Source organism: Arthrobacter sp. 10T413_2 (assembly GCF_056394205.1).
Map to the genome: position 1 here is coordinate 30,558 of NZ_JBFTHK010000010.1, position 26,614 is coordinate 57,171.

Annotated in this window: 21 protein-coding genes and 2 pseudogenes; 15 read left to right on the forward strand and 8 right to left on the reverse strand. The window is 65.1% G+C overall.

All coding sequences use genetic code 11. From position 1 onward, the window contains the following. Both AC1DBQ_RS03370 and AC1DBQ_RS03375 read right to left on the reverse strand, forming a co-directional pair. A complete protein-coding gene (locus AC1DBQ_RS03370; RefSeq protein ID WP_476927160.1) occupies nucleotides 1–1,098 on the reverse strand; it encodes an extracellular solute-binding protein in 1,098 nt (365 codons plus the stop codon). Between the two features lie 488 nt (nucleotides 1,099–1,586). Continuing rightward, nucleotides 1,587–1,889 (reverse strand): annotated as a pseudogene (locus AC1DBQ_RS03375) (IS110 family transposase); the annotation flags it as partial. 580 nt (nucleotides 1,890–2,469) lie between these two features. On the opposite strand from AC1DBQ_RS03375, the pseudogene AC1DBQ_RS03380 reads away from it, so the two are divergent. After that, nucleotides 2,470–2,645 (forward strand): annotated as a pseudogene (locus AC1DBQ_RS03380) (SGNH/GDSL hydrolase family protein); the annotation flags it as partial. A gap of 152 nt (nucleotides 2,646–2,797) precedes the next feature. Beyond that, nucleotides 2,798–3,772, forward strand: coding sequence for a class I SAM-dependent methyltransferase (locus tag AC1DBQ_RS03385; protein ID WP_476927161.1), 975 nt, complete (start codon nucleotides 2,798–2,800; stop codon nucleotides 3,770–3,772). 49 nt (nucleotides 3,773–3,821) lie between these two features. Here the strand turns inward: AC1DBQ_RS03385 and AC1DBQ_RS03390 are convergent, their stop codons facing one another. Beyond that, nucleotides 3,822–4,601 (reverse strand): MBL fold metallo-hydrolase, encoded by a 780-nt coding sequence (locus AC1DBQ_RS03390; protein WP_476927162.1) that lies wholly within the window; start codon nucleotides 4,599–4,601, stop codon nucleotides 3,822–3,824. Nucleotides 4,602–4,867: 266 nt separating this feature from the next. Between AC1DBQ_RS03390 and AC1DBQ_RS03395 the strand changes: the two genes are divergently transcribed. The 3 genes from AC1DBQ_RS03395 (at nucleotide 4,868) to AC1DBQ_RS03405 (ending at nucleotide 8,714) form a co-directional block, all read left to right on the forward strand. Next, nucleotides 4,868–5,929 carry a hypothetical protein gene (locus AC1DBQ_RS03395; RefSeq protein WP_476927163.1) on the forward strand — a complete coding sequence of 354 codons (1,062 nt, stop codon included), beginning with the start codon at nucleotides 4,868–4,870 and terminating at the stop codon, nucleotides 5,927–5,929. A gap of 458 nt (nucleotides 5,930–6,387) precedes the next feature. After that, entirely contained in the window at nucleotides 6,388–6,876 is a 489-nt protein-coding gene (locus tag AC1DBQ_RS03400; protein WP_476927164.1) for a hypothetical protein, read from the forward strand. 209 nt (nucleotides 6,877–7,085) lie between these two features. Continuing rightward, entirely contained in the window at nucleotides 7,086–8,714 is a 1,629-nt protein-coding gene (locus tag AC1DBQ_RS03405) for a S53 family peptidase (protein ID WP_476927165.1), read from the forward strand. Between the two features lie 172 nt (nucleotides 8,715–8,886). Here AC1DBQ_RS03405 and AC1DBQ_RS03410 read toward each other — a convergent pair whose 3' ends face one another. Next, a complete protein-coding gene (locus AC1DBQ_RS03410) occupies nucleotides 8,887–9,588 on the reverse strand; it encodes a GntR family transcriptional regulator (RefSeq protein WP_476927166.1) in 702 nt (233 codons plus the stop codon). Between the two features lie 292 nt (nucleotides 9,589–9,880). Between AC1DBQ_RS03410 and AC1DBQ_RS03415 the strand changes: the two genes are divergently transcribed. The 6 genes from AC1DBQ_RS03415 to AC1DBQ_RS03440 are packed head-to-tail and all read left to right on the forward strand — an operon-like array spanning nucleotide 9,881 to nucleotide 17,167. Next, nucleotides 9,881–10,966 carry an ABC transporter permease gene (locus AC1DBQ_RS03415; protein ID WP_476927167.1) on the forward strand — a complete coding sequence of 362 codons (1,086 nt, stop codon included), beginning with the start codon at nucleotides 9,881–9,883 and terminating at the stop codon, nucleotides 10,964–10,966. Nucleotides 10,967–11,002: 36 nt separating this feature from the next. Next, nucleotides 11,003–12,727 (forward strand): ABC transporter substrate-binding protein, encoded by a 1,725-nt coding sequence (locus AC1DBQ_RS03420; RefSeq protein ID WP_476927168.1) that lies wholly within the window; start codon nucleotides 11,003–11,005, stop codon nucleotides 12,725–12,727. Between the two features lie 60 nt (nucleotides 12,728–12,787). Beyond that, entirely contained in the window at nucleotides 12,788–13,789 is a 1,002-nt protein-coding gene (locus AC1DBQ_RS03425) for an ABC transporter permease (protein ID WP_476927169.1), read from the forward strand. Further along, entirely contained in the window at nucleotides 13,786–14,862 is a 1,077-nt protein-coding gene (locus AC1DBQ_RS03430; protein WP_476927170.1) for an ABC transporter ATP-binding protein, read from the forward strand. Before AC1DBQ_RS03425 ends, AC1DBQ_RS03430 begins: the two co-directional genes overlap by 4 nt. An 8-nt stretch (nucleotides 14,863–14,870) precedes the next feature. Beyond that, nucleotides 14,871–15,902: an ABC transporter ATP-binding protein gene (locus AC1DBQ_RS03435; protein ID WP_476927171.1), complete on the forward strand. Its 1,032-nt coding sequence runs from the start codon at nucleotides 14,871–14,873 to the stop codon at nucleotides 15,900–15,902. Between the two features lie 23 nt (nucleotides 15,903–15,925). Continuing rightward, nucleotides 15,926–17,167, forward strand: a complete 1,242-nt coding sequence (locus AC1DBQ_RS03440) for an amidohydrolase family protein (protein ID WP_476927172.1) — start codon at nucleotides 15,926–15,928, stop codon at nucleotides 17,165–17,167. Between the two features lie 72 nt (nucleotides 17,168–17,239). On the opposite strand, the gene AC1DBQ_RS03445 is transcribed toward AC1DBQ_RS03440, so the two are convergent. Both AC1DBQ_RS03445 and AC1DBQ_RS03450 read right to left on the reverse strand, forming a co-directional pair. Continuing rightward, nucleotides 17,240–18,553 carry an MFS transporter gene (locus tag AC1DBQ_RS03445; RefSeq protein ID WP_476927173.1) on the reverse strand — a complete coding sequence of 438 codons (1,314 nt, stop codon included), beginning with the start codon at nucleotides 18,551–18,553 and terminating at the stop codon, nucleotides 17,240–17,242. Between the two features lie 218 nt (nucleotides 18,554–18,771). Then, nucleotides 18,772–20,049, reverse strand: coding sequence for a DUF3100 domain-containing protein (locus AC1DBQ_RS03450; protein WP_476927180.1), 1,278 nt, complete (start codon nucleotides 20,047–20,049; stop codon nucleotides 18,772–18,774). Between the two features lie 380 nt (nucleotides 20,050–20,429). On the opposite strand from AC1DBQ_RS03450, the gene AC1DBQ_RS03455 reads away from it, so the two are divergent. Then, entirely contained in the window at nucleotides 20,430–21,917 is a 1,488-nt protein-coding gene (locus AC1DBQ_RS03455; RefSeq protein ID WP_476927174.1) for a chlorohydrolase family protein, read from the forward strand. A gap of 83 nt (nucleotides 21,918–22,000) precedes the next feature. Here the strand turns inward: AC1DBQ_RS03455 and AC1DBQ_RS03460 are convergent, their stop codons facing one another. Then, nucleotides 22,001–23,140 (reverse strand): ROK family protein, encoded by a 1,140-nt coding sequence (locus AC1DBQ_RS03460; RefSeq protein WP_476927175.1) that lies wholly within the window; start codon nucleotides 23,138–23,140, stop codon nucleotides 22,001–22,003. Between the two features lie 311 nt (nucleotides 23,141–23,451). On the opposite strand from AC1DBQ_RS03460, the gene AC1DBQ_RS03465 reads away from it, so the two are divergent. Further along, nucleotides 23,452–24,723, forward strand: a complete 1,272-nt coding sequence (locus AC1DBQ_RS03465; RefSeq protein WP_476927176.1) for a DUF1479 domain-containing protein — start codon at nucleotides 23,452–23,454, stop codon at nucleotides 24,721–24,723. A 61-nt stretch (nucleotides 24,724–24,784) separates the two neighbouring features. Beyond that, complete coding sequence (locus tag AC1DBQ_RS03470) at nucleotides 24,785–25,468, forward strand: HAD family hydrolase (protein ID WP_476927177.1); 684 nt, start codon at nucleotides 24,785–24,787, stop codon at nucleotides 25,466–25,468. Here AC1DBQ_RS03470 and AC1DBQ_RS03475 read toward each other — a convergent pair. Next, nucleotides 25,397–26,140 (reverse strand): HD domain-containing protein, encoded by a 744-nt coding sequence (locus AC1DBQ_RS03475; protein WP_476927178.1) that lies wholly within the window; start codon nucleotides 26,138–26,140, stop codon nucleotides 25,397–25,399. The two genes, AC1DBQ_RS03470 and AC1DBQ_RS03475, sit on opposite strands and share 72 nt — an antisense overlap. Before the next feature lie 232 nt (nucleotides 26,141–26,372). Here AC1DBQ_RS03475 and AC1DBQ_RS03480 point away from each other — a divergent pair, with 232 nt between their 5' ends. Continuing rightward, nucleotides 26,373–26,537 carry a hypothetical protein gene (locus AC1DBQ_RS03480; protein ID WP_476927179.1) on the forward strand — a complete coding sequence of 55 codons (165 nt, stop codon included), beginning with the start codon at nucleotides 26,373–26,375 and terminating at the stop codon, nucleotides 26,535–26,537. Nucleotides 26,538–26,614: the final 77 nt, after the last annotated feature.

Below are 26,614 nucleotides of genomic sequence, written 5' to 3' on the forward strand. Positions count from 1 at the left end.
TCAGCTGGCCTGCCAGAGCTTGAACTGCTGCTCGGTCTGCTTCAGGTTCTGTGACCACCACTTGTCGTCGCGGACCAGGATCTTGTCCGCGAGCAGGGGGCTCGTGGGAAGGGTGTCGGCGATTTCCTTGGGCAGCTTCGACAGCGCCGGGATGTTGGCCAGGGTCAGGTTCGTGACCTTGTCGAACGCTGCGCCGGCCTCGGCGTCGTTGGACATGAAGTTCATCAGTTTGAAGGCCGCTTCCTTGTTCTTCGCCCCCTTGGGCACCACGAAGTAGTCGCCGGCCAGTACGGCGTTTTCGGCGGAGAAGTTCAACTTGGCGCCATCGTTGCGTGCTGCGTTGATCCGGTTGTTGAAGCTGGTGGAGAGGGAGACTTCGCCGGAGGTGAGCTGCTGGATCGGTTCCTGGTTGGCGGAGTGGTACAGCAGCCGGTCCTTGCCGGGGTGCTGGCCCAGGACCCTGAGGGCGCGGTCGACGTCGAGGGGGTAGATCTTGTCGAAGGGGACACCGTCGGCCAGCAGCGCGGCCTCCAGGACAGAACTGTCGGAGAGCTGGTTGTAGATCGAGCGCTTGGTGTTGTACTTGTCCTGGTCGAAGAACTGGGCCCAGTCCTTCGGTGCCTGCGCATCAGAGATGACCTTCTGGTCCCAGGCCATGACGAAGAGGAAGCTCAGGTACTTGATGCCGTACTCGGCCTTGGCGTATCCGGGCAGGCCCTTGTCGCTGATGATGTTGTAGTCGAACTTCTCCAGCAGCCCCTCGGCCACCGCCACCTCGTACTCCGGCGCCGTGATTTCCACGAGGTCCCACTGCACGTCCCCGGACTGCACCTGCGCCTTGAGCGCCGCCAGGCTGGTATTGGCCAACAGTGTGGTCTGGATCCCCGACTGCTTGGAGAACGGATCCAGGATGGTCTGGGTCAGCTGGTCGTTGTAGGAACCGCCGTAAGACGTCACCGTGACCGTCTTGTTGGCTGCCGAGCTTTCGGCCGGCTTCGCTGCACCGCATCCGGTGAGCGCGAGGCCGGCGAGGGGGGTCAGCGCTGCCGCCTTGAGGAGCTGCCTGCGGTCAAACGGAGTGGAACGGAACTGTGTCAAGGAAACTGCCTCTCATTGGTGCCCGCGCCACGGCACGCCAAAGGAGGTCGTGCTGGGGCGGTGGGGCGGGGGGCTGATGGCGTGGAGCGGGTGGCGCATAGAAGCGTCAGGGGAATCGACAGCGGCGGTTCGCGCGCACCGTCCATCCACGCAACGTTGGTGACTCAAATCCGCGGTCCGGCGGCTTTTCGGTTTCGCAACTGTAACTGTGAAGTTGCTCACCAGTCAACAGTTGTATTGGTTTAATCAACACGGTCTTTGGGGAGCGTACGCGAGGCGGTTCCGTTGGCGCTATTGAGCACCCATGCTCAGTCCCGCGAGTCCTCTTCGGGCGGCCTGGTCATTGCGGCGTGCGGATTGGCTGGAGCCGGTTCGATCGGGCGTTTTCCGGTTGCACTCCAGCTTGTGAGGAAGTCGAGCTGTTCCTGGCATGGTTTCCGGGGTCGGCCGTGTAGGCGATGAGGGTCAGGCTCTCGCCGGGGAGCTCGAGTGCGTCGCCGGTGAGTTCGATGTCTCCAACGAGCGGGTTGTGAGGGTCTTGCGGGCTGAGCGGCGTAGACGCACCGTGAACCAGTCCGCAAGGTCGCGACGAGAAGTCCGCGGCTGGTCTCGATCGCGACCGCGATGGGGTTCTGCGGTGTGTCGCCGTGTTCGGCGAGCAACTCCAGGAGGAGACGATAACCGGCGGCGTCGTCGGTGATGCGCTGCCTGGCTAGCAGAGCGCCGACTTCGTCGACGAGTGCGACGTCATGGTGATGCTCGGCCCAGTCGAGCCCGCAGTAAACGTTCACAACTTTGCTCCTAACTCTCTCCCAACTCGTAGTTTCGGTGGTGAGCCTGTTCGGGGTACGCGGCGACCTAATTCCAGGACTCATCGGTCCGCCATCTCACTAGCCGTTCGTGACACCGGCTCACCGCGGGGGCCTCAGTCTTATCAAGAGCTCGGAAGCCTGGGAACGAGAAGGAGATCTCCCCGCGGCGGGCTCGCACCACAACGAGCATGACCCCACCGGGCCCGCAGGTTTCGTAGACACCCCCACTTGGGCCGCAATCTCATGCTCTCGGTCATCGGCCAGGGCATGGATCGCGGGGGCTAGTTTCTCAGCAATGACAGACATCGGAGGCAGCCGCTCTTTGCTCGAGGTCTCTTTGGGCCCAGGAAATCTCAGGAGTCCACTGATGCCAAATCACCGCCGGCGAAACCAGCCCGCGCAGTGGTTCCCGCAGCCTCCGGGGCTGCCATCAGGAGCCACTAATATAGAATTCGGAAATTTTCGCCGCCCCGTGAAACACGTCCCCGGGCGTCGTCGCGCCTTGGAAGAGAGCCGGCCGGGCATGGCGCCCGCCGTGGAGTGGGAGCAGTATGAGGGAATGAACTCGCCCACCGCCGACGGCCGGGCGCAGGCGCAGGCCGGGGCCGTGGACTACCGGGCATGCCTGCACCCATGGAGCCGTTACGTGGCCTTGGGTGATTCGTTCACAGAAGGGGTCGGGGATCCGGAACCGCGGAGCCCGGGGGCCTGCGGGATTTGGCCGACCGGGTCGCGGCCCGACGCGGGACCCGTGTTTGGCGCCCGGATGCCACCCGGGACATTCATCGGAGACGGCCCGCGAAACTATCCCGGCCGCCCCGGGACCCTGGTCATATGCAACTGCCTCCATAATCTCCGGTAGCACCACAAGTCGAAAGGAACGGGAAATGCGCCCGACAGGTGCCGCCGTCGCCTTCTATGCGCTCAGTATTGTGCTGCTACCGGTCTCGCTACTCGGCTATGCGATCTGGCTGGGCAAGCTCCTGGCCGCGAAACCGTCCGGTGTGTCGACGAGCGCGCAAGCCCCGCTCTCGGCCAGGTGGGCGATGCACAATTTCGGCGTGCGCGAAGACCATGCCGCGAACCTGCTGTTGCCCGTCCTGCCCGGCGTGCCCTGGCTGGGCATGCGGCTGGCATTCTGGCCGACGGTCTTGGCGCACCGCGTCACCGGCTACGTCCCGAAGACCTTCCGTTACCCCTTCGAGGGCAAGATCCCTCCCCAGGCCGAGGCGTCGGCCAGGGTCACGTTCTTCGACAGCGCCGTGGACCGCTTCCTTCCCGCCATCGAGCAGCTGGTCATCCTCGGCGCCGGCTTCGACACGCGTCCGTACCGCCTCCCGCAGGACACCCCTGTCAGCTCCTTCGAGGTCGATGCCCCGAAGACACAGGCGGTCAAGCGAGCCATGCTGGACAAGGCAGGGATCGACGCGCACAGGGTCACGTTCGTGCCTGCTGACTTCGGGAAGGATGACTGGCTCGCCACGCTTGCCGACGCCGGGTTCGACCCCGGGCGCCCGGCGCTGTTCCTCTGGGAAGGCGTGACAATGTACCTCGAGCAGGCAGCGATCGAGGACACGCTGAGCAAGGTCGCGAGCTGCGCCCGGGGCAGCCTGCTCGCCTTCGACTACTTCACGACCGAGACCCTCGAATCGACCATGCTGTACTGGCGGTACGGGAGGGCGGCGGCCAAAGCAGTGGGCGAGCCGTTGAAGTTCGGTGTGGACAGCACACCGCCGTCGCGGGAGCGCCTGTCCGAACTTCTCCGATCCTGCGGGTTGGCGATCCTCGAACAGCATGTGCTCGGTCGTGAGACCACGAAAAAGCGCGCGTGGGGCGGCTTCGGGATTGCAGTGGTGCAGTGAAGCCGCTGTCGAACGCGACCGACAGCGGAGACGAGCCCGGGCTGAGGTGTCAGGCGCGGAGGGATGCCAGGGCGTAGGAGAGGGGCATGGCTAGCGCGGGACCGTGGCCCGGAAGAATGACCGACGCTTCTACGCCGTCCAGGACATGGGTCGCGGACAGTACGGTGCCCGGCTCCGTATGGAACATCGGATGGAGCATCTGCGGGCCTCTTTGCCGAGTCAGAGGGTGCCCGGTGATCAAGGAATCGCCGGTGGCGATCACCCCGGCGCCGCGGAAATAGATGGAGGCGTTGCCCGGCGTGTGGCCGGCAACCAGAATCGCCTCAGGGCTGCCCGGGAGTTCCCGGAGCTGCTCCGCCGTCCAGGCCCGGGCCTCGGTGGCTGGATCGGCGTTCAGCGCACCGGCCCGGATCGCGTGACTCATCCAGCGCAGGACGCGCGGACGCCAGGCGCGGAGGACAACCTGTCCCAGGCCGACCTGGTGCTTTTCGTGTCCCTGGACGTGCGCCAGCTCTTCGGGACTGCACAGGACCGGGGTCCCGAACGTACGGGAAAACAGGGCCGCCGACCCGGTGTGGTCGACGTGACCATGCGTGATGAGGATGGCGCGGGCATTGGCCGGCTTCAGCCCGGCGTGCTCGATGGATTTCAGGACGAAGTCCGTGTCGCCGGGGTAGCCACTGTCAACGAGGATGAAACCGGACTCGTCCCGGACGATGATCCAGTTGGATGCCGGGCCTTCGACAAAGAAGAAGCCGGGAGCCTGTTCGGAAACCTGTGATGAGGGCTGCCATGCGGTGTGGCCGGAATGCGCAAAAGGGTCGGGCAAAGGACTGTACTCCTGAAGATGGTGATCAGATGACGCTTTGTACAGCCTGCCGGGCATCCGCCAGATGGGCTTGGTAGACACATGATGCCAATCGGTTCAGGCAAACTCAAATCCACAAGTCGTGATCCAGGACCCTTGGCGGCACGGTTTTGACAAAAAATATGACATAAGCCCCAAATGGTGGAGGATGGCCCCTGGTCATGCCAATTGGTTGCGTCATAATGCGCGGCGGAAACGACCCTATATGAGCGACGGGCGCAGGAGTCATGAACACGTTAGGCGACACGCGAGGCCGATGGGTCCTGGTGGACTATCTCAACAAGGAGCAGCCCGGTCTCCTGAGCGTCGGTGCGGTGAACTACTCCGGGTCCAGTGTCCGCAAAAACCTCGATCCGCTGGGCCGCGAATTGCTGATGGACCGGATCAAAGCCGTCGCTGAGACCGGAGAGCAACTCCACGACCCCGTCCACCATCGGGGCATCGATTACCGTGTTCTCGCAGTGCCGATCAACTCTCCGATGACGAACACGGTTCTTGCAGTTCTGGCCGTCTACACTGCGGCGGGAGACAACCCGCCACCGCGCCCGCCGATCGGCGCCCTGGAGTGGACGATCTCCTCCACCGGGCACATTGAAACGTCCTGGAACGATGACCTCTTCGCCATCTACGAGATCGATCGTTCCGGGGAGAGCCCCACCGGGGACATGAACCAATGGGTCAGCGAACTGATCTCCCCCGAGGACAGAACCCGGATGAAGGTGACCATCGACGCGGCCATCGCTTCGATGAACGCGCAACGCTATCTGGTGCCGTACAAGATCATCACCCGGTTCTCGTCTGCTTTGCCCGGGATCAAGAACCTCGAGGTGTCCGGTCGGGTCATCCCTGACGAACAACGGCAGGGCAAGTGGCTGCGCGCCATCACACGTGAGGTTCAGGAGGCCGCCCCGTCCCCGATCACGCCTGGCTTCGGGGACTTCCAGTCCAGCAGCCTGCTACGCGCCGTCTTCGAACTCGCCGAGGAGCGGGTGCTGATGGCCGTCGACACCACCTGCTGGCAGACCTTCATGACGTCCGGCTCTTGGCAGCGGTTCGGCATCCAGTCACCGAGATTCGGCTACCTCCCCCACGTCATCCACCCGGACGATTACCGCGCCTTTAGGGACACCGTTGAAAAAGCTCAGCCCTCCACCCGCGCGACAGTGCGCCTGCTGCACACAGACAGCACGTACCGGCCCTACACCGTTTGCGCCAGCAGCGGCCATAGTGGACACGGCGACACTGGCCGCTACGCCGTTGTGGCCTTGTCCCCACTAACAGGGCTGTAGGGCCCTAAAGGGTTCGGGTGTAACCTGCTCAAAACCTCTGGCCGAGCACGCCCCCGCCGCACGAATGAGCGGAACCCTTGGCCAGTCCTTGGGATCTGCTGCCACTGATGGCTCCCGGTGCGGTACGTTCCTGACGGACACTGGACGCTACGGCTTCCGGTAGGCAAGCCGCGTCCCGCCACGCCGCCCCGCATTCCCGGGGCCCGGTCAAGGAGTCCCGATGAAGCCACTAAGGACCCTGGCCTGCATCCTTGCCCTGCTGGCCTCAAGCCTGGCACTCGTGGAGGTACCTGCGCAGGCCGCATCCGCATCCATTGGCCTCAGCCCGACCAAGGGCCGGCCGGAACCACCGTCACCGTCACCGCGCCGGTTTCCCCAAGAAGAGCCCCGGAAGACTCAGCGGGCGTCAATTCCGCGGCCTCACCGTCGCTGCCTCCGGATACTTCACGGCCGACGTCGTGATCCCGCCAACGTCCCAACAGGTCCTTGATATTCAGGCCGTATCCGGCACCGTCAAGGCTTCCGCGGCCTTCACCGTCGCTGCCGCAACGCCTGTGACATCGCCGCCGGCCATCAGCAGCGCACCGCTGCGCCTCGGCGTCGGCACCACGGGCGGACCGCTGGCATCGGCGGAACTGGACCAGGCCGCGTCCCTCGCCGGCGAGGCACCGCCCGTCATTCTGTCCTACGAGGACTTCAATCAGGCTCCGCCCGAACTACGACGCCTCGCGCCGGGGAAACAAGTGCTCGTGGCAGAAACGTCGTCGGCAGAACAAGGCGGGTCCAAAGCCGACTGGAACACGGCCCTGATCAGCTATCTGGCGTCCCAGACCGACGTCACAACGGTGGTCTGGTTCGGCTTCAACAAAGAAACAGACTGGCGGATCGACAGCAGCACCACTTCCGCCACGGCGCTGGAGTTCGCCCTGGCCGCCCGCCCCAAGTAGCGCCCGGCGAAGCGGAAAGGTCTTGAAGTCTGAGACGGTACCGGCTACACCACTAAGTGAATATCCCCACGAAGCTGACGGCTGTCCGACCAGTGACTGACAGCCGTAGGAATGATCCATCAATGGCCGATCAAACCTCGGATCCTCCGGGTCCAGGAACATCCTGCCTCCTCCCTTACGAATGAATGTCCACGTCATAGGAGAACACCATGAGTGACAAGCCAGCTACCCGTCCCGCTTCCGCTGAGGACAGCGTTCCCCTGCCAGGTTCGGAGCGCCAGGGGGTACCGGAAGTCCAGGCCGAACACGGACCAGTTGATCCGTCCCGCAGGATCGAGGTGACCGTGATCCTGCGCCGGAAGGCGCCGATTCCGGAGACGGTCAGGGAACCGATGTCTGTCGAAAATCTGGCAGCAAACCACGGGGCCGGCCAGGATGACATGCAGCTCGCAACGGACACTTTCACGCGGCTCGGGGCTGAAGTCCTGGAGGCGGATCCGGCCTCGCGCCGGCTGCGTCTGGCAGGGACTATTGAAACGCTTAGCAATATCTTCGGCACCCGTCTGAATGAAGTGACAAGCGCCGGACCCCACGGCGCCGGGGTCACCCACCGCCACCGCACCGGAGGACTAAGAATCCCAGCGGTACTCGACGGCATCGTCACCGCTGTCCTCGGCCTTGACGACCGGCCGCAGGCCCGGGCCCAGTTCCGCGCGATCCCCCTCGCAACCGCGGGCAGAAGCTACACCCCGCCGGAGCTGGGAAAGATCTACAAGTTCCCGGCCGGCACCGATGGCGCCGGGCAGAACGTTGCCATCATCGAACTCGGCGGGGGCTACTCGACGTCGGACCTGAACGCCTACTTCAACGGCCTCGGGATCACGCCGCCCAACGTCACGGCTGTCGGAGTGGACGGGGCGGCCAACCAGCCAGGGGTGGATCCGAACGGGGCGGACGGCGAAGTGATGCTCGACGTCGAAGTTGTCGGCGCCCTCGCACCCAAAGCGGGCATCTTGGTCTATTTCGCCCCGAACAACGACGCCGGATTCCTCGACGCGATCATCAACGCCTCGCACGCCAGCCCGACGCCCGCGGCGATCAGCATCAGCTGGGGCCAGAGCGAGGACGCCTGGACGGCGCAGGCGCGCACAGCATTCGACCAGGCCTTCGCCGACGCATCAGCCCTCGGCGTCACCGTCACCGCCGCGGCCGGGGACAACGGCAGCGCTGACGGAGCCAGCGATGGCAAGGATCATGCCGATTTCCCCGCTTCAAGCCCCTATGCCCTCGCCTGCGGCGGAACCCGGCTCGAGGCCGATCCGGTTACCGGAAAAATTACCCGTGAGACGGTCTGGAATGACGGGCCGAACTCGGCAACCGGCGGCGGCTTCAGCGACGCTTTCCCCGTTCCTGTCTGGCAGAACGGTCACGTCGTCCACGGCAAGCATCATAAGTCGGGTAAGCCCGCCAAGAAATTTCTGGGCCGTGGCGTGCCGGATGTCTGTGGGGTCGCGGATCCGCAGACCGGATACAAAGTAAGGGTCAACGGCACAAACATGGTCATCGGAGGCACCAGCGCCGTGGCACCGCTCTGGGCAGCCCTCGTCGCGCGTTTGGCCCAGGCGAGCAACCGCCGGTTTGGCCTTATGCAGGCCATCATCTACGGCCAAATGGCATCCACCAACACGGGCTTCCACGACATTGTTGTCGGCAACAACGGCTCCTACGAGGCTGCGCCAGGCTGGGACCCCTGCACCGGCTTCGGCAGCCCCGACGGAACGGCCCTGCTCGCCGCTATCCAGTCCGGGGCAGGGGCAGGGGGAGGGGGAGGCACCTGATCATCTGGTGCCGCACGCCCTGCTCCGCCAAGTCGGGAAGGACATCGGGACAAGCCCCTGTAGGCGGACTTCATCTGCAGGAGACAGTAACGCCCGCCCCGGACTAACCCGGGCGGGCGTTTTTGGACGCTTGGCGACAGCCGGAGACCCGGAGGGCTAATAATTCAGCCGGCTACGGTGCGAGCGTGTGGGCGAGCCCGGCAAGAACCGGTTCACGGCCCAGCTCAATGTGCGAATAGGCCAGAGAATAGGCGAGATCGGGGCGGCCCTTGAGGATGGCATTGCAGAGCTCGACATGCTCGTCGCGCTGGAGCTCGTTGCTGCGGTTGTGGGCCAGGCCGAAGATCCAGCGCATGCGGCCAAAAAGCGGCTTAACCGATTCGACAAGCAACCGGTTGCCGGAAAGCCGCACTATCTCGGCGTGGAATTCCGCGCTGAGACTCGCAACCTTCGCCTCCGGACCCTCGTCGATGGCCAACCTCGTTTCGTCCACGAGTTCCTGCAGCCGTGCGCCGCTTTGACCCTCGGCAACCCGGACCGCCGCGGTCCGCGCGGCGAACGTCTCGAGGCACAGCCGGACATCGAAGAGTTCGTTGACGTCCGTGAGCGTTAGCCGCCGCACCGCCGCACCCCTGCGGGGAAAAGTTTCAACGAAGCCGTCCTGCTCCAGACGCTGAATGGCCTCCCGCACGGGAATCCTGGACACGTTGTGAAGTTCTGACAGTTCCCGTTCGCGCAGCCGCATGCCCTGCTCGTATTTGCCGGTCACGATCCCTTCAAGGACCAGCTGATACACGTGTTCGGCCCGGACTTCGTCATCCCGCCCGTTCAGCGCATCACCTTTGGGTTCAACCACACTCACACCGCCGCTCATCACTCACTCCGTGGCCCTGGCGGACGGTGCCGCTCAGCGTTCCAACTGAGCATACACTCGCTCAACTGCCGGTTCCGGGCACATGCAAAGGCTCCCGCGCAGCTAACCCCCAAGTGCGTTGCCACCGCGATCGGCAGGCCGGCCAAGTCACGGCGCCGTCCAGGCCACGTCATTTTCTGGTATTCCAGATGATGCTAGATTGTGATTTACATCGCACAAATGGTGCCCTAATCTTTGTTTGGTATACAAAATGATGGAGCTTGCTCCTTGGACCCTGAATCGAGCGTTCCCGATGACCCAGCTTCAGTCCGGTGCCACACCAACTGCTGCGAGTCCGTTGCCCGGCGCCAGCGACAGCGACGATGGCAACAGCGGCGTCAGCCGCCCCATGTCCCCCGGCGACCAAACCACCGCCAGCACGGGGGCCGCCCAGGCACGGTCGCTGCTGGCCACTGCCTGGCTCAGGATCCGCAGGAGCAAGATCGCCCTGCTGAGCCTCTGTGTCGTGGTCGCCATCGTGCTCTTTGCGGTCCTCGCGCCTGTCCTCAGTGCCTGGTCCGGAAATGATCCCTTCACCTCCAACACCAGCCCGGAGGTGCTTGATGACTTCGAAACCCCGGGCCTGCCTCTCCCCGGCTACATGTATCCCTCTGAGCAGCACTGGCTGGGGGTAGAGCCCGGGCTCGGGCGGGATCTGTTCGCCCGGCTTGCCTTTGGCGGTCAGGTCTCCCTCACCATCGCCCTCCTTTCAACCGCCGTCTCCGTCGTCCTTGGCACCGTGCTCGGGGCGGCGGCCGGCTACTTCGGCGGCAAAACGGACGCGATCATCAGCCGCGTCATGGATCTCTTCCTCGCCTTCCCGCACCTCCTGTTGGTGCTGTCGCTGACGCCCATCCTTCAGTCCCGGCTGCGCGGCACGCCCTTGGGCCAGGGCAGCTTCCTGCCCATGGCCTCGCTGGTCATCATCCTGGGATTCTTCGGCTGGGCGTATCTTGCCCGGATCGTCCGGGGCCAGGTCCTCAGCCTCCGGGAGCGTGAATTTGTTGAGGCGGCCCGCTCGTTCGGCGCCTCCCACCTCAGCGTGCTGTTTCGGCAGATCATCCCCAACGTGATGGGCGTCGTGCTGGTATACGCGACCATGCTCATCCCCACCAACATCTCCGCGGAGGCCGCGCTGTCCTTCCTCGGCGTCGGCGTCAAAGACCCGACTCCGTCGTGGGGCCAGATGCTCAACGCCGCCCAGTCCGGCAACTGGTACCTCAGCGATCCATGGTTCCTGGCCGTCCCCGGCGCCATGCTCATCGTCACCGTCCTGGCGTTCAACCTGCTCGGCGACGCCGTTCGCGACGCCTTGGACCCCAAGGCCTCCCGCCACTAGCACCCATCACCATCACCCACCCGTATGAGGAGAACCATGAAATATCCATCCAGACTGCTGGCACTTGCCGTGCTGATCTCCGTGGCAGCCACCGGTTGTTCCGCGGCCCAGGGCCAGCCGGCCGCCAGCAAAGCCAGTGGTTCAGCGACGGATTCGGCCGCGGCAGTGGTCAAGCCCGGCTTCACCACCAAGGGAGGCAACATCAACGTCCTGATGTCCTCCGACTTCCAGACACTTGACCCTGGAAACAGCAACTACGTCCAGACGGCCAATGTCGGACAGCTGTACTACCGGACGCTCACCATGGCCAAAGAGACGGCAGGCCAGCCGCCCACCATCGTCCCGGACCTCGCCACGGACACCGGGAAAGTATCAGCCGACGGCCTCACATGGACGTTCACGCTCCGGGACGGCGTCAAGTTCGAGGACGGCCGCCCCATCACTTCCGCGGACGTCAAATACGGCATCGAACGCACCTTCGCCCAGGACGTCTACACCCAGGCGCCCCAGGAGCTGAATTCCGCGCTCGACGCCGGCGGCTACAAAGGCCCCTACAAGGATCCTGCCGCCGTGCTCCAGGCAGTCGAGACCCCGGACCAGCGCACTGTCGTCTTCCACCTGAAGAAGCCGTTCGCTGAATTTCCTGCGCTGGCCTCACGGTCCAACACCGCTCCTGTGCCCCAGGACAAGGACACCAAGCTGGACTACACGAACCATCCGGTCTCATCCGGCCCCTACATGGTGGAATCGTACAACCGCGGCAAGTCGCTCAAACTCGTCCGCAACCAGCACTGGGATCCCGCGACGGACCCCAACCGCACGGCACTTCCGGACACCTTCAGCTTCTCCCTGTCCACGTCGCAGGCCACCATCAGCCAGCAGCTGCTGGCCAACGCCGACACCAACGCCATCACCCTGGACTCGAACGGCGCCCTGCAGACCTCGGATTCGGCCAAGCTGGCCGACGCCCAGGTCAAGGACCGGGTCGCCTCAGGGCTGCTGGGCTGCAACGACGTGCTGAGCCTGAACACGCAGAAGATCACGGACCCGGATGTCCGCAAGGCAATTGCGCTTGCCCTGGACCGCCAGTCGATCCTGGTCCAATACGGGGGGCGCCGTTTCGGCGAGCTCACCCAGACGCCGCTCAACGACAAGATGCGCGGGTACGTGGCCCAGGAGTTGGAGATCGATCCCAGCGGGAAGCCCAAGCTGGACGAGGCCAAGAAGCTCCTCGAAGGCAAGACCTACCCCAAGACCCTCACCTTTGGCTACGCCAACAACCGGGACGCTTACAAGAACACAGGCACGGTGGTCCAGGACAACCTCAAGGCCCTGGGCATCGACGTACAGCTGGTGCCGATTCCGGCCCCGAACTATTACTCCGTCATGGCCAGTGAGCAACTGCCGGACATCGGACGGTCAGGCTGGTGCGGCGGCGCCGATCCGTCTTCGATCCGGACCTCCGCGGACCCCATCCTCGGCCCGAACAACGATGGCACCAGTTACGGATTCTCCAACACGTCCCGCTACTTCGACCCGGAGGTGTCCAAGGCCATGTTTGAGCTGCGGGACACCGCGGGGACCTCGGAGGAGCTGGGCAAGAAGTGGTCCGAGGAATTCGGAAAGGCACTGAAGACCTACCCGATCATTCCGCTCGTCCGCAGCCACACGAACAGCGTCGTCGGCTCCAACATCCGCAACGCCCAAGTGGGCTACTTCTTCGGCGGCATCGACCTGTCGATTGTCGGCGTCGAGCACTAACCGGTCCTCACAGAAGGAGACGCGGGCCGCCCGGATTCAGGCGGGCGGCCCGCAACCACAATGATCAGATTCATACTTCGCCGGACAGGCTCCCTGGTCCTGCTACTCATAGCCGTCAGCTTCATCACCTTCACTCTCTTCCAGCTGGGTCCAGCCGATCCGGCCTCGGCCGCGTGCGGCCAGGAATGCACGCCGCAGCGCGTCGCCGAGGCGCGCGTCGCCCTCGGCATGGACCAGCCGTTCTTCCTTCAGTACGCCGACTACATGCGCGGGCTGGTATCGCCGCGCATGATCGGTGCCCCCGGCGCCGAATCCGTCTGCCAGTGGCCCTGCCTCGGAAAATCGTTCCAGACGAATGAGAACGTCTCGGACATCATCAGCCGGTCGCTGCCCTACACGGTCTCGATGGCAGTGGGCGCCCTGGTCCTTTGGACGGTTTCCGGCGTGGGCCTTGGCCTGCTCGCAGCCCTCAGGAAAGGCAGCGCCACCGACAAGTTCATCGTCGGCGCCGCGTCCGTAGGAGTCTCGCTGCCGATCCCGGTCACGGGCCTGTTCCTGCTGCTGGTGTTCGTCAATCAGCTTCATCTCCTGCCGTTCACCACGAATGAGATCAACAGCCCGTTCGGCACCCAGGGTCCTTGGGCTTGGGTACTCAACTATCTGTTGCCATGGATTGCCCTCGCCGTGCTGTTCAGCGCCTCCTATATCCGCGTCACCCGCACCAACATGATTGAAACGTTCGGCGAGGACTTCATCCGCACGGCCCGGGCCAAGGGACTGGCCCCGGGGACCGTGACGTTCAAGCACGGCGTCCGGGCCGGAATCACCCCGATCGTGACCATGCTCGGCATGGACATCGGTCTGCTGCTCGGCGGCGCCGTCCTCACCGAACAGATCTTCTCCGTGCCGGGGCTCGGTTTCACGGCAGTCCGGGCTGCGATCTCCGGCGACTTGCCCGTCACCATGGCCATCACCATGCTGGCCGCTTTCTTCGTGATCGTCGCCAATGTTGCCGTCGACCTCGCCTATGCCGCCATCGATCCCCGAGTGAGGCTCCAATGACCCATTCCTATCGCGGCGCGCCGGCCGCTTTCCCGTCCTCCGCGCCAACCCCTGCAGCGGACGACGGCGGGACCGTCGCCTTCCTGGACGTCCGGAACCTGTCGGTCGGGTTCCCCACCGACGACGGCCTGGTCTCGGCCGTCAACGGCATGGACTTCACCCTTGAGCGTGGGCAGACGCTTGGCATCGTTGGCGAATCCGGATCCGGGAAGTCGGTGACGAGCCAGGCACTGATGGGCCTGCTCAAAGGCACCTCCGCCCAGGTCTCCGGCCAGGCGCTGTTCCAGGGCAAGGACCTGATCACGCTGTCCGAGTCAGGCATGCGCCAGCTGCGTGGCCGGAACATCGGCATGATCTTCCAGGACCCGCTGTCGGCACTGCACCCGTTCTATACAGTCGGGCAGCAAATTGAGGAGGCCTACCTCGTCCATCACCAGGCGAGCAAGAAGCAGGCCCGGGCTGCGGCCATCAACATGCTCGGCCGGGTGGGGATTCCCAGCCCCGAGCAGCGCTACGACGAGTACCCGCACCATTTCTCCGGCGGTATGCGGCAGCGGGCCATGATCGCCATGGCCCTCATCTGCGAACCGGAACTGCTCATCGCGGACGAGCCCACCACGGCCCTGGACGTAACGGTCCAGGCGCAGATCCTGGACCTCATGGCCGAACTCCAGGCGGAAACCAACTCTGCGCTGATCCTCATCACCCACGATCTGGGCGTCGTGGCCGAGGTCTGCGATTCCGTTCTTGTCATGTACGGCGGCCAATGCGTCGAGTCCGGCCCGGTGGACGAGATCTTCTACGACACCCGGCATCCGTACACCCTGGGCCTCCTCAATTCCATGCCGACGCTCACCGGCGCCTCCGGCCGCCTCAACCCGATCCCCGGCCAGCCGCCGTCGCTGCTTGACCTGCCGTCAGGGTGCATCTTCAGCTCCCGGTGCGACTACGCCGCCCTGGCCGGCGCCGACGTCTGCGGGGAGCAGAGGCCCGAGCTCCTGGTGGAGGCCGGCCACGGCAAGCGCTGCCATCTCAGCAGCCGCCAGCTCATCGCTATCCGGACTTCGCGTTAGGACCCGCCATGGACAGGCAGCCAATTCTCCAGGTGGAGAACCTTCAAAAGCATTTCCCCGTCAAGGGCGGGCTCTTCTCCCCCGGCGGTGGCCGCGAAGCCAAAACCGTCAAGGCCGTCGACGGCGTCTCGTTCAGTCTCGAACGAGGCCAGACGCTCGGACTTGTGGGTGAGTCCGGGTGCGGAAAGTCCACGACGGGCCGCATGGTCGCCCGCCTGCTGGACCCCACGGGCGGACGGATCGTCGTCGACGGCGTCGACATCAGCCAGTTGCGCGGGCAGGATCTGTACAACTTCCGACGCAAGGTCCAGATGATCTTCCAGGACCCGTTGGCGTCGCTCAACCCGAGGCAGACGGTCGGTACCGCGATCGCCGCGCCGATGGTGGCGCAGAAGATCAATCCGCCCGCTGGGCTGAAGAACCGCGTCAAAGAACTCATGGAACAGGTGGGCCTCAAGCCCGAACACTACAACCGCTTTCCGCATGAATTCTCTGGCGGCCAGCGCCAGCGCGTGGGTATCGCCCGGGCCATTTCGTTGAACCCCTCGGTGATCGTGTGCGACGAACCGGTGTCCGCCCTGGACGTCTCCGTCCAGGCGCAGGTGGTCAACCTGCTCCAGGAGATCCAGCGCGACACCGGTGTCGCGTACATCTTCATTGCCCACGACCTCTCCATCGTCCGGCACATCTCCCACCAGGTGGCCGTCATGTACCTCGGCAAGATTGTTGAACAGGGTTCCCGCGAGGAACTGTTCCGCCTTCCCCGGCACCCGTACACGCAGGCGCTCCTGTCTGCGGTGCCGTTGCCCGATCCGCGCGCAGCCCGGCAACAGGTGAAGATCCGGCTCCGCGGAGATCTCCCGTCACCGGCCAACCCGCCCAGCGGTTGCGTGTTCCGCACGCGCTGTCCGCTGTTCGGCACGCTGCCCGAAAGGCAGCAGCAGCTCTGTATCAGCGACGTTCCCTCGCCGGCCGGCCCCGCCGCCCCGGCCTGCCACCACGCGGGGCTGGCAGCTGCCGTCCCCGCCGGTGTGCAATAGACCCAACACAAAGGAGCATTACATTGACTATCCTGATCCGCGCCGTCCGTCCCTGGGGACAGGCGCTGAGCGACGTCCTGCTCAAGGACGGCAAGATCGCCGGCATCGAACCGCATGACCCGGTGCGAACGCCGTCGGACGCGTCCGGCACCCTGGGCGAGGCAGTGACGGTCGTGGAGGGCCGCGGCCGGCTGCTGCTCCCGTCCTTCTCGGATGTCCACGTCCACCTGGACTCGACCCGCATCGGCCTGCCGTTCCGCGAGCACACCGGCGGTCCCGGCGTCTGGACCATGATGATGAACGACCGGGAGAACTGGCGCAACGCCGAGGTCCCGCTGCAGGAGCGGGTCAACAACACGCTGTGCCGGATGATCGCGCGCGGCACCACCCGGGTCCGCTCGTACGCCCAGATTGACGTGGACTGCCGGCTGGAGCGGTTCGAGGCCGTTGTGGCGGCCAAGGAACAGTTCGAGGACCAAGCCGACGTCGACATCATCGCGTTCCCGCAGGCCGGCCTCCTGCTCGAGGACGGCACCGTGCCGCTCATGGAGGAGGCCCTCAGGGCCGGGGCCAACGTGATGGGCGGCATCGATCCGTGCAGCCTGGACCGCGATCCCGCACGCCATCTGGACATCGTGTTTGGCTTGGCCGAGAAGTATCAGGTTCCCATCGACATCCACCTCCACGAGCCCGGTGAGCTCGGTGTGTTCAGCACGGACCTCGTCCTGGAGCGCACGCGCGCCCTGGGGATGCAGGGCAAGGTCACCATGTCGCACGCCTATCAGCTGGGCAGCGTCTCCGAGGCGACCACGCGCCGGCTCATCGAGGAGTTCGCGGAGCTGGACGTTTCCATGGCCTCCGTGGCTCCGGCGGTATCCGGCCAGCTCCCGCTCCCGCTGCTGGCCGAGGCCGGAGTCCGTGTCGGTCTTGGCGAAGACGGTCAGCGCGACTACTGGTCCCCCTACGGCAATACCGACATGCTAGACCGCACCTGGCAGCTCGCCTTTACCCACGGATTCCGCCGGGACGAGCTGATCGAACACTGCCTGGCGATCGCCACAGTGGGCGGCGCCAGCGTTCTGGATCCGGCCCACACCCGACTGAAAGGCACCGCGCACCGGCCGGGCCTTGAGGCCGGCGATCCGGCCGAGCTGCTGCTGGTCGACGGCGAGACGGTAGCCTCCGCGGTCATGGACCGGGGCACCGACCGCACCGTGATCCACCGCGGACGCGTCGTGGCGGACCAGCTGCAACTGGTTCCTTAGCCCCGCAACAAGAAGTGGCAGGTCCCACGCTCGAGGGACCTGCCACTTTTTCGTTGCCCGCCTTGCACCTGCTCAGCTTCCGACTCCGGCCGGCCGGGCCTCTCCGGCGGGCACAGTTCCTTCCTCGACGGACACGATGCGTCCATGCACCGCGAAGTACCCCGCCAGCGCCAGCAGCATGGCCACCCCTGCCAAGGCCCAGAACGCAGCGTCCCAGCCCCCGGTCACATCATGAAGCAGGGCAGCTCCCAGAGGTCCCAGGGAGGCGAGGGCGAAACCCAGGCCCTGGCTCATCGCCGAAAGTTTCCCGGCGGTTTGAGGCCCCGCCGATCGGAGCACCACGAGCGCAATGGCAAGCCCGAATCCTGCGCTCTGGACAACTCCCAAAACACCCACCAGGAGGAACTGCAGCTCAGCCGGGCCCGCCAGCACCCCGAGCAACGCAGCCGCCACGAGCACCCCCAAACCTGGTGCCATGATCTTGAGAACCGCTGGCCGGCTGGCCAGCACGGGTGCCAATAGGCTGGCGGGAAGGCCGGCCACGCTGAACCAGGCAAGGAGCGCCGCAGCGTTGCCGGCGGTGATGCCCTTCGACGCCAGGAGGACCGTCAGCCATGAAGTTACCGCGAAATACAGCATCGCCTGGAGACCAAAGAATGCTGTCACCGCCCAGGCAGTTGCCTGTTGTCGCAGTGCGCGTGCGGCGCGGGGCCGTGCCTGCGGGTCAGCAGTCGAGCTGCCGGGGTCGACGGCACGTGCGGGGAGAACGGATGCCCCCGGAGCCACGGGTCCGGTCCGCCCGCCGCCGTGCCGGAGGATCAGTACTGCCCCCAGAACAGCAGGAGCAGCCCACAGGGCCAGTGCACCCTGCAGGCTTCCGCCCACAACGTGCTGCAGCGGCTGGATCAGCCCCGCTCCCAGTGCCGCTCCGAGGCCGAAGCCCATGCTGCACAGCCCCGTCCACCAGCCGGTGCCCTGATTGGCCTTGACGATCTGGGGCAACAGCACGCTCGCCGTCATGATGGCCATCCCTGCAAGGAACGTCCCGGGGAGCATAAGGGCCGGCAGCAGCACGCGGGCGGTCAGCGCCACGGCGAGCATCAGCATCGCAAGAGCTACGGCTCTCCCCGCCCCTAGGCGCCGGGCGAGCCACGGCCCGCATGGGGCGGAAATCCCGAAGGCAAGCACCGGAAGCGCTGCAAGGAGGGGAATCGTCTGGGCGCTTATCCCGAGCCCCTGTTCCAGCTGGCCCATGGATCCGGCAACAGTCGTAATCGCCGGCCGAAGGTTGATGGAAACAAGGCTCAAGGCAATGAGGGTCCATGCGATCTTTGAAGCCGGAAGAGTCCGGGGCCGCTCCCAGGGCGCTTGGGGGATTTGTTCCACAGTCGTCTCCTGACAATAATTTGGTATACCAAGAATACCGTGAGATTCGGGGCGGCGCGGCAGAACGGGTGACTTGATGACATTACTTGCGCCTAAAAGGTCCTTTGGAATACCAGCGAGCCCCCGTGGGAGGCGCGCCAAGGGCGACGGCGGTTTCCGCCGTCGCCCCTTCCACGCCTCACTGTTTCGTCTTTTTCGGCGGTTCCGCGCCGGATTCGTTACCGCCCGAGGGCCATCTGCCCCAAGGCGGCTGCCGCAATGAAGGATGCACTGTAGGTCACGAGGGCGACCACGATGATCTTCCAGCTCAGGGACTTCAGCGCCTTGATGTCCCGCCCGACGGTGAGCCCGATCAAGGTCAGCGCCGGCAGCCCGATGAGTATGACGTCCAGGTGTTGGGTCAGTCCGGCAAGGAGCCCCGCAGTGGGCAGGAACGGCGCCGAAAGCACCGTTGTGATGGTCAGCACCCACACACTCGATGGCACCGAAGGAAGCAACCGGGCCAGACGGAATGACAGGCCCGTCAGCAGCAGCAGGACAATCACACCCGCTGCATCATTCCAGGAGAAGTTCCTTGTCCCGACGACGTTCATGACAAGGGCCGAGGCTCCGGCAATGGCAAAGGCGAGAATTGTGATTCGCGGCGTCACCTTGAGCGTGGGATCCACATCCACTGCCACCGGAGCGGCAAGTTGCGTTTCGGTGGGCAGCGCCGGCTTGCTGCGCGCCCCGCGGGTGGACCTGCCGTCGTCGTCCTTTCCGAAAAGGCGGCTCCAGAAGGCGTAGAGCCTCCGGCACAGAGGCAGCGACAGGAAGACTCCCGCATAGAAGCCGACGATGTTCGTGACGAGGTTGGACAACGCGGCCAGCGCCATGATTTCGCCGGCCTGATCCGGGTAGAGCAGGGACAGCGCCCCGACGCCCCCGAGCATCATCGACGCCGAGCCGAGTCCAAGTCCCAGGGCCAGTGCGCGGGGATCGAAGATGTTCAGTCCGCCGAGGAATCCGGCGAGCAGGGAGATGAATACAGCACCAAAGAGGCTGCCGAGCAACCATACGGAGAAGACGCCCCTGTACTCTCCGGAACGGACTCCAAAGCGCTGTATGGCGAAGGCGAGGAAGGATTCGCGGTCGATTGACCAGGTGGCTCCGACCGCCACCCGGCCCAGCCCCATGGCTACGGCAATCGGCAGCGCCAGTATGACGGTGCCGAAGATGTGCCCTACTTCCTGAAGAAGGATGGCGGGACCGATCTCAGTCACTTTCGCCAGAGACGGACCGATCTGGGTGCCGAGCCGGGCGAGGAAGAGGATGATGCCAATCTCCAAGAGCAGAGTTGCAACGGCTCGGCTTGCCCCGGAGACGCGCCGGACGCGCTGGGTTCCGAGGATTCCACCGAGGACCACGGCCCAGATGATCGGGAAGAGGACCACCGGGGCCGGCCCAAGCTGGAACTTGTACGTGCCAATCAGAACGGCCGCCACTGAGACAAGCATCGACACGGCTACCACCGTCCACCAGTGTCGGCGCGTGATCTGTTGATCCGGGACCGCAGCGGCAGATTGATTGATTAACTGGGCTTCTGAGGCCATGGGAGTAACTGTCCTTTGGGGAAAGACCTGCCACCCGTACTAGGCGGTTGCTCGGTCGAGGGTACGTGTCGTGTCTAGCTCACAAACCGGTTTGTATACCAAAATAGAATAGGTCAGTGCGGGCGAGATGTAAATCACTTTCTAAGCTCAGCTTTTTGGCGGCTTGCGGGAGGTTGGCTTCCAGCAATCCCATCCGCGTTCTGGCATCGGTATACCAAAATCGCTATGGTTTGATCTGTGCGGTCCGACTGAGTGTCCGCCCCATCATCGAATCGGAGGTTGGTTTGCGCACCAAATTCAGCGCGGAATTCGTGCTCGGACATGAAGCCGGTCAACACCTTCTCATCCGCGACGGCGACGTTGTCTATGAGGACAGTCAGATCGTCTTCGTCGGGCAGAACTACGACGGTCCCGCGGACGAGTCACTGGATCTTGGCCGCTCCCTCATCACACCGGGCCTGATCGATCTTGACGCCCTCACCGACATCGATCACCTGCTGATCGATTCGTGGGCATCCGCGGACCGGGCCAGTGGACTGCAATGGTCCGAGGACTACTTCCGCAACCGCCGCGCGGACGTCTTCACGGCGCAGGAACGCCAGACCATCCGCAAATACGCTTTGCTGCAGCTGGCCCTGCACGGCATCACGACGTACATGCCCATAGCATCGGAAATCCATTCCGCCTGGGCAGAAAGCTTTGAAGAGCTTGCCGGCATGGCTGAAACCTCCCGCCAGATTGGGCTGCGGGGATACCTGGGCCCGGCCTACCGTTCCGGGGTCAATATCGTCAGCGCCGATGGGCAACGCGATGTCGCATTCGACGAGGAGCAGGGGCGTTCCGGACTTGCCGACGCCGCTCGTTTCCTTGACTACGCACAGGAGTTGGCGGACCCCCTGGTCAACGGAGTTCTGTTGCCGTGCAGGATTGAGACGCTGACCGCGGAGCTTCTGCGTGCAACGGCTGAAATCGCCCGCGAACGGCATGCCCTTGTACGTTTGCACTGCCTTCAGGGGACCCTGGAGCGGGAGTTGCTGCAGCGCCGGCACGGACTAACTCCCCTCCAGCTCCTGAAGCAGACAGGGCTCATGGAGGAGCACCTCCTCATCCCGCACGGGATCTTCGTGGACCGCAACCCGCTCGTGGATGGCACCGACCTGGGCGATCTTCAGACCTTGGCGGAGGCCAACATCTCCATCATCCATTGTCCGCTCACGTCCTTCAGATACGGCATGGCCCTCGACTCGTTCGCTGCTTTCCGGGAGGCCGGCGTTAACCTGTGCCTTGGAACGGACTCCTTCCCGCCGGACCTCATCCGGGGCATGGATACGGGCGTGCACCTCGCCAAGCTTCCTGACCACAGGCCGGACGCAGCTCCCGCGGAACACTACTTTGAAGCGGCGACCCTTGGCGGCGCCCGCGCCCTGGACCGCCCGGACCTGGGGAGGCTGGAAGTGGGAGCCCAGGCCGACCTCGTTGCGTTCTCCCTTGACGACATCAGGGACGGAGTCCTGGACGACCCGGTTCGAACCCTCCTACTCAACGGAACAGCCCGGCAGGCCACTCATTCCGTCGTAGCAGGGCGCCTTGTCATGCGCGACGGCGTCATCCCGGGCATCGATATCCCGGGCCTGAAAGCCGAGGCCCAACGGCTTTTCGAAAAGATGAAGGAAGCGTACTCGGAGCGCGATTGTGAACACCGAACGCCCAAGCAACTGTTTCCTCCTACTTTTCATGAAGCGAGGCAGATCCAGCTGGTCAACGAAAGATAGATGACCCGCGTGAACTCAACGCCGGTATCCGTTCATCTGTCCGCCGTCCGTGGCGGGCGTTTTTGGCGGGGCGGACCGGTGGATCACCGGCGGTATTCGGCCCAGATTCCTTCGACGGCCGCGTCACGGGCATGCAATGAGGCCCCGGCCAGGGGCCCTTCTGTGCCGAGATCGCTGACGGTCAGCAGTGTTGAGGGTTCCAGCAGGTGCGGTACCAGGATGACGCGCAAGCGGTCCACAAATGCCGGGCAGTCCACCAGCGGCCCGCTCAGCACGACGGCCGCGGGGTCGCTCAGGGTGGCCGTGTTTCCGATGGCTTCGCCCAGCAGTTCGAGGAAGTCGTCGGCCGCCGGGGAGTCAGGCTGTTCCGTAAAGAGGCCGCGGTAACGGTCCATGTCCAGGGAAAGCCCGCCGGCCGTGGTGATCCCGAGATCGAGCAGACGCTCCATCAGCGTCCGTCCATTCTGCCGCAGATAGGCGATCTCTCCCGCGATGCCGTGTGAGCCGCGGCGCACCTCGCCGCCCATGACGAGGGACGCACCGATACCGGCACCGACATAGACCATCAGGAAGTCGTCGACGCCGCGCATCGCTCCGGACTCGCGCTCCGCCAGGGCCGCCCAGTTGACGTCGTTGTCAACCCGGACCGGCCCCCGGCAGTCTCCGAGAAACCGTTCGCTCAGGTTCCACTGCCCTTCGGGGAAGGGCGCGTTCGGCAGGCTCAGCACGGCCTGTCCGGCGGCCTCGACGGGGTTGGCCTGGGAGATGCCGGCGGCCAGGCACGGTGTGGAGACATCGCGCCGGTACTCGGCGAACAGGCCTGCGAGGGCGGACTCGAGCTGATCCCGGGTCTGCGGCGTTCCCGACGAGACCTGGTAATCACCCACGACGCTGCCGCGCAGATCAGTGGCGCGGAGCTGGGCGCGGCCGGTGGTCACCGCGACAGCGAGAGTATGTCCGTAGCCGGGGGCGATGTCGTAGATCGCCGCGGTGCGGCCGCGCGGCCCGGCCGACTGGCCCGTCTCACTTATCAGGCCGGCTTCCGTCAGCCGGGTGGCCGCCTCGGAGGCGGTGGGCTTGGACAATCCGGCTGCCGCTGCGATGGCCGCCCGGGAGCTGGGCCCGCTGCGGCGGAGATGTTCGAAGAATCGCCGGTCAGTGACCGTGGCCAATGCCTGCGGCGTCGATGCAGCCGGGGCCAGGGAGTGCGGGGAACGGGTCAAGGCAGGGGTCCTCCGATAGGGGTCTTCCCCATCGTAACGGAGTGCCCTACACTGGAAAAAGGAATTAGTTAGGATTCTTTACTATAGGAGGAATTGCCGTGGAACCGACGCCCGCTACCCCTCAGATCCCGGCCGATCTTCCCCGGCACCGGTGACCGCCGCCACGAGCTAGGCCTTCGCGAAGTCCGGGGTCACGAGCTCCCAGGGACGTGTCACGGACAGTGCCCTCGGACGGCAGGCTTCCCCCTCGCATCGAAGTGCCCGATGCAAGACACCGCGGTTTAGGAATGACGACAGAAAGAACGATGAAAATGAATCAACAGGACACAGTCCGCCAAGCCCCTCAGGTCCCCGCCGATGTCCCGGGCCAGATCCGCGCCCTCAAACGCGAACTGCGCCACCGGATCGGCGATGTCGAAGGAGTCTTCCGCCGGCTCGAGGACCGCATCCGGGTACAGGTCGAGGAAATCGAGGCCATCCGGGCCCGCGGCGAGGAGGTCTGGCCGGTTATCAACTTTGGGGACATCGAAGCCGGCCAGGTCAGCGAGGCGCAGCTGGCCGCGCTGAAGCGGCGCGGCTGCGCCGTCGTACGCGGTCACTTCCCCCACGAGACCGCGCTGGGATGGGACCGGCAGCTCGTGGACTACGTGGAGAGCAATGACTTCGATGCCAAGTACCGCGGTCCGGGGGACGACTTCTTCGGCACCCTGTCCGCCTCCCGCCCGGAGATCTATCCGATCTATTGGTCCCGCCCCCAGATGGAGGCGCGGCAGGACCCGCGGATGGCCGCCGTGCAGTCATTCCTGAACCGCCGCTGGACCTTCGAATCCGAGGGGAGGACCTGGTTCGACCCGGACCAGGACTCGATGTACCCGGACCGGATCCGCCGCCGCCCGCCGGGCGCCGACTCAAGCGGCCTGGGCCCGCACACCGACTCCGGCGCCCTGGAACGGTGGCTCCTGCCGGCCTACCAGCAGGTGTTCCGGCACGTGTTCGACGGCGAACCGGAGAAGTACGACCCCTGGGATGCCGCCTACCGCACCGAAGTCGACGAGTACGAGGGCGGATCCACGATGTGCTCGGCCTTCCGCACCTTCCAAGGCTGGACGGCCCTGTCCGACATGAACAACGACCAGGGCGTGCTGCAGACGGTCCCTATCCCCGAAGCGATGGCCTACATCCTGCTTCGTCCGCTGCTGGATGATGTGCCGGAGGACGAGTTGTGCGGCGTCAGCCCACGGCGCGTCCTGCCGATCAGCGAACAGTGGCATCCTCTGCTGATGCGTGCGCTCTCGTCCATCCCCGATGTGCAGGCCGGCGACTCGGTGTGGTGGCACTGCGACGTGATCCACGCCGTCGCCCCCGTGCAGGACCAACAAGGATGGGGCAACGTCATGTACATCCCGGCAGCCCCCCAGTGCGAGAAGAACACCCGGTACGCCGCCGTCGTGGCAGAGGACTTCAAAGCCGGACGCTCACCGCGGGACTTTCCCGAGGAGCACTACGAAACCGACTGGGATGACCGGTTCCCCGAGAACGACCTCAACCCCATCGGCAGGCGGGGGCTCGGGCTGGCCGTTTAGCCACGCCGCCCGGCCGGCGCCGACGGGACCACCAGCCCGCCCCACCCATGGAAGGACAGCGGTGCCTGAGATTCAGGACAACAGAACCGGATACCCCGCAGCGGTGCTCTGGGACATGGACGGCACGCTCGTGGACACGGAGCCGTTCTGGATCCAGGCCCGCGCCGATCTCGCCGCCGAATACCACGTGCCCTGGAACGACGCCGATGCCGCCTTCTTCATCGGCAAACCCCTGCCGGTGTCCGCGGCCGCGATGCGCAATCGCGGAGTCCCCCTGGCCGAACCGGAGCTCATCGACCGGCTCGTCCAACACGTCCTGGACACCATCCGCGACCGGATCCCCTGGCGGCCCGGAGCGCAGGAGCTCCTCACGCGCCTCGCTCAGGCCCGGATCCCCTGCGCACTGGTCACCCAGGCGTTCCGGCCGGTCGCCGGATATATCGCCCAAAGCGCCGGTCCCGATGCCTTCCTCAAGGTCGTGGCCGGTGATGACGTCACCCACGGCAAACCTCACCCCGAGCCATACCTCACGGCCGCGGCATCCTTGGGAATCCGCCCCCGAGATTGCCTCGCCATCGAGGACACGGACACCGGGGCGGCCAGCGCCGTGGCCGCCGGCATGACAGTCCTCGTTATCCCACATCTTGGGCCTGTCCCCGACGGGCCGTCCCGGTCAACCCGGGCGACCCTCACCGGCATCACCCTCGATGATCTTCGCCTCCTCCGGCCAGCGCTGCACCGTTAGCAGCGCCTGACGCTGCGGCCACAGCGTCACCGATTCCAGCGCCGACAACGCCCGGGCCATGGCCTGCGCCTCTGCCGTGAACAGGTGTCCGTGGACGCGCTGGCTGCACAGACGCAAGGCCTGGCCGCGGTCCAGTCCGAACCAGTCCATCACCGTGTCGATGCCGTGCGGGCTGAGCCGCCAGGTCTTGTCCGCGTCCTTGACGATCGCGTCCTCGATCGAGAGCGCCTCGCGCCGGGAGTCGTGGCCGTCGATGATCCCCAGGATGGCCGGCACTTTCCCGGCGTCGTACCCGGCCTCGGCGAGGATCCCGGCGGCGAGCCGGGCACCCTCCTTTTCGTGCAGCAGCACCAGGTCCGGTCTCCCGCCTCCCGGCGCGATCGCCTGGAGGACTTCCGCCGGAGGCACCTGCGACCAGCCGATATCGTGCAGCATGATCGCGGGAAGGACGACGGTGGCATCCGCTTCCGGGTGCGCATCCACCAGCGCGCGGGCCAGCCCCACGGCGTAGAGCGTGTGGGCGTCGTTGTCGCGGACTTTCAGGAACGGCGCCGCAAGCTCCCAAAGGGCCGCCAGCTCCGGATCCAGGGCGATAACGCCGTCCGGCTGCGCCTCGATCCGCGCCGAGACGTCAAGGCCGGACATGTTGGCGGCAGGCTGCAGTTTGGTCATCCAGCCAGCGTGCCCGTCCGCGGCACCCACGGCAAGGGGCCGTTTCCGCCCAGCGGAAACGGCTCAGTGGCGGGTTCTACCGCCCGACGGACCCGAAGCAAGCCCGTGCCCCTCCCCGAACAACCCCGGCGACACTATAATTGGAGTCACACCCTGCAGCGGGAAAAGAGCGATGATGCGCGGTATAGGCAGGCGCCAATCTGGCGGGCGCGGAATAGGTCTGATCGGGATCGTGTATCTTGCCATCGGCGTAGTGGTCGCCGCCACGCATGGATATCTTGTGGCATGGAACGTTCCCGGCAATATTCTGGAAGGCTTGGCGGCAATTGTCCTGTGGCCGCTCGTGGCCCTCTTCGGGGCTCTTCGTGGTTTGTGGGGAATTGATCTCGTGTCGTAGATGACAGAAGGGCCCGTGGCCCTGCTGGGATGAGTGTGTCTAAGCATTCAAACCAGGAACAGGACCACGAGCCTTGA

Coding starts and splice junctions, on each gene's coding strand:
- AC1DBQ_RS03430 (WP_476927170.1), top strand. CDS start 13,786: ATGACCCATTCCTATCGCGGCGCGCCGGCCGCTTTCCCGTCCTCCGCG.
- AC1DBQ_RS03435 (WP_476927171.1), top strand. CDS start 14,871: ATGGACAGGCAGCCAATTCTCCAGGTGGAGAACCTTCAAAAGCATTTC.
- AC1DBQ_RS03385 (WP_476927161.1), top strand. CDS start 2,798: ATGCGCCCGACAGGTGCCGCCGTCGCCTTCTATGCGCTCAGTATTGTG.
- AC1DBQ_RS03450 (WP_476927180.1), bottom strand. CDS start 20,049: ATGCTTGTCTCAGTGGCGGCCGTTCTGATTGGCACGTACAAGTTCCAG.
- AC1DBQ_RS03395 (WP_476927163.1), top strand. CDS start 4,868: ATGAACACGTTAGGCGACACGCGAGGCCGATGGGTCCTGGTGGACTAT.
- AC1DBQ_RS03420 (WP_476927168.1), top strand. CDS start 11,003: ATGAAATATCCATCCAGACTGCTGGCACTTGCCGTGCTGATCTCCGTG.
- AC1DBQ_RS03405 (WP_476927165.1), top strand. CDS start 7,086: ATGAGTGACAAGCCAGCTACCCGTCCCGCTTCCGCTGAGGACAGCGTT.
- AC1DBQ_RS03475 (WP_476927178.1), bottom strand. CDS start 26,140: ATGACCAAACTGCAGCCTGCCGCCAACATGTCCGGCCTTGACGTCTCG.
- AC1DBQ_RS03465 (WP_476927176.1), top strand. CDS start 23,452: ATGAATCAACAGGACACAGTCCGCCAAGCCCCTCAGGTCCCCGCCGAT.
- AC1DBQ_RS03415 (WP_476927167.1), top strand. CDS start 9,881: ATGACCCAGCTTCAGTCCGGTGCCACACCAACTGCTGCGAGTCCGTTG.
- AC1DBQ_RS03410 (WP_476927166.1), bottom strand. CDS start 9,588: ATGAGCGGCGGTGTGAGTGTGGTTGAACCCAAAGGTGATGCGCTGAAC.
- AC1DBQ_RS03425 (WP_476927169.1), top strand. CDS start 12,788: ATGATCAGATTCATACTTCGCCGGACAGGCTCCCTGGTCCTGCTACTC.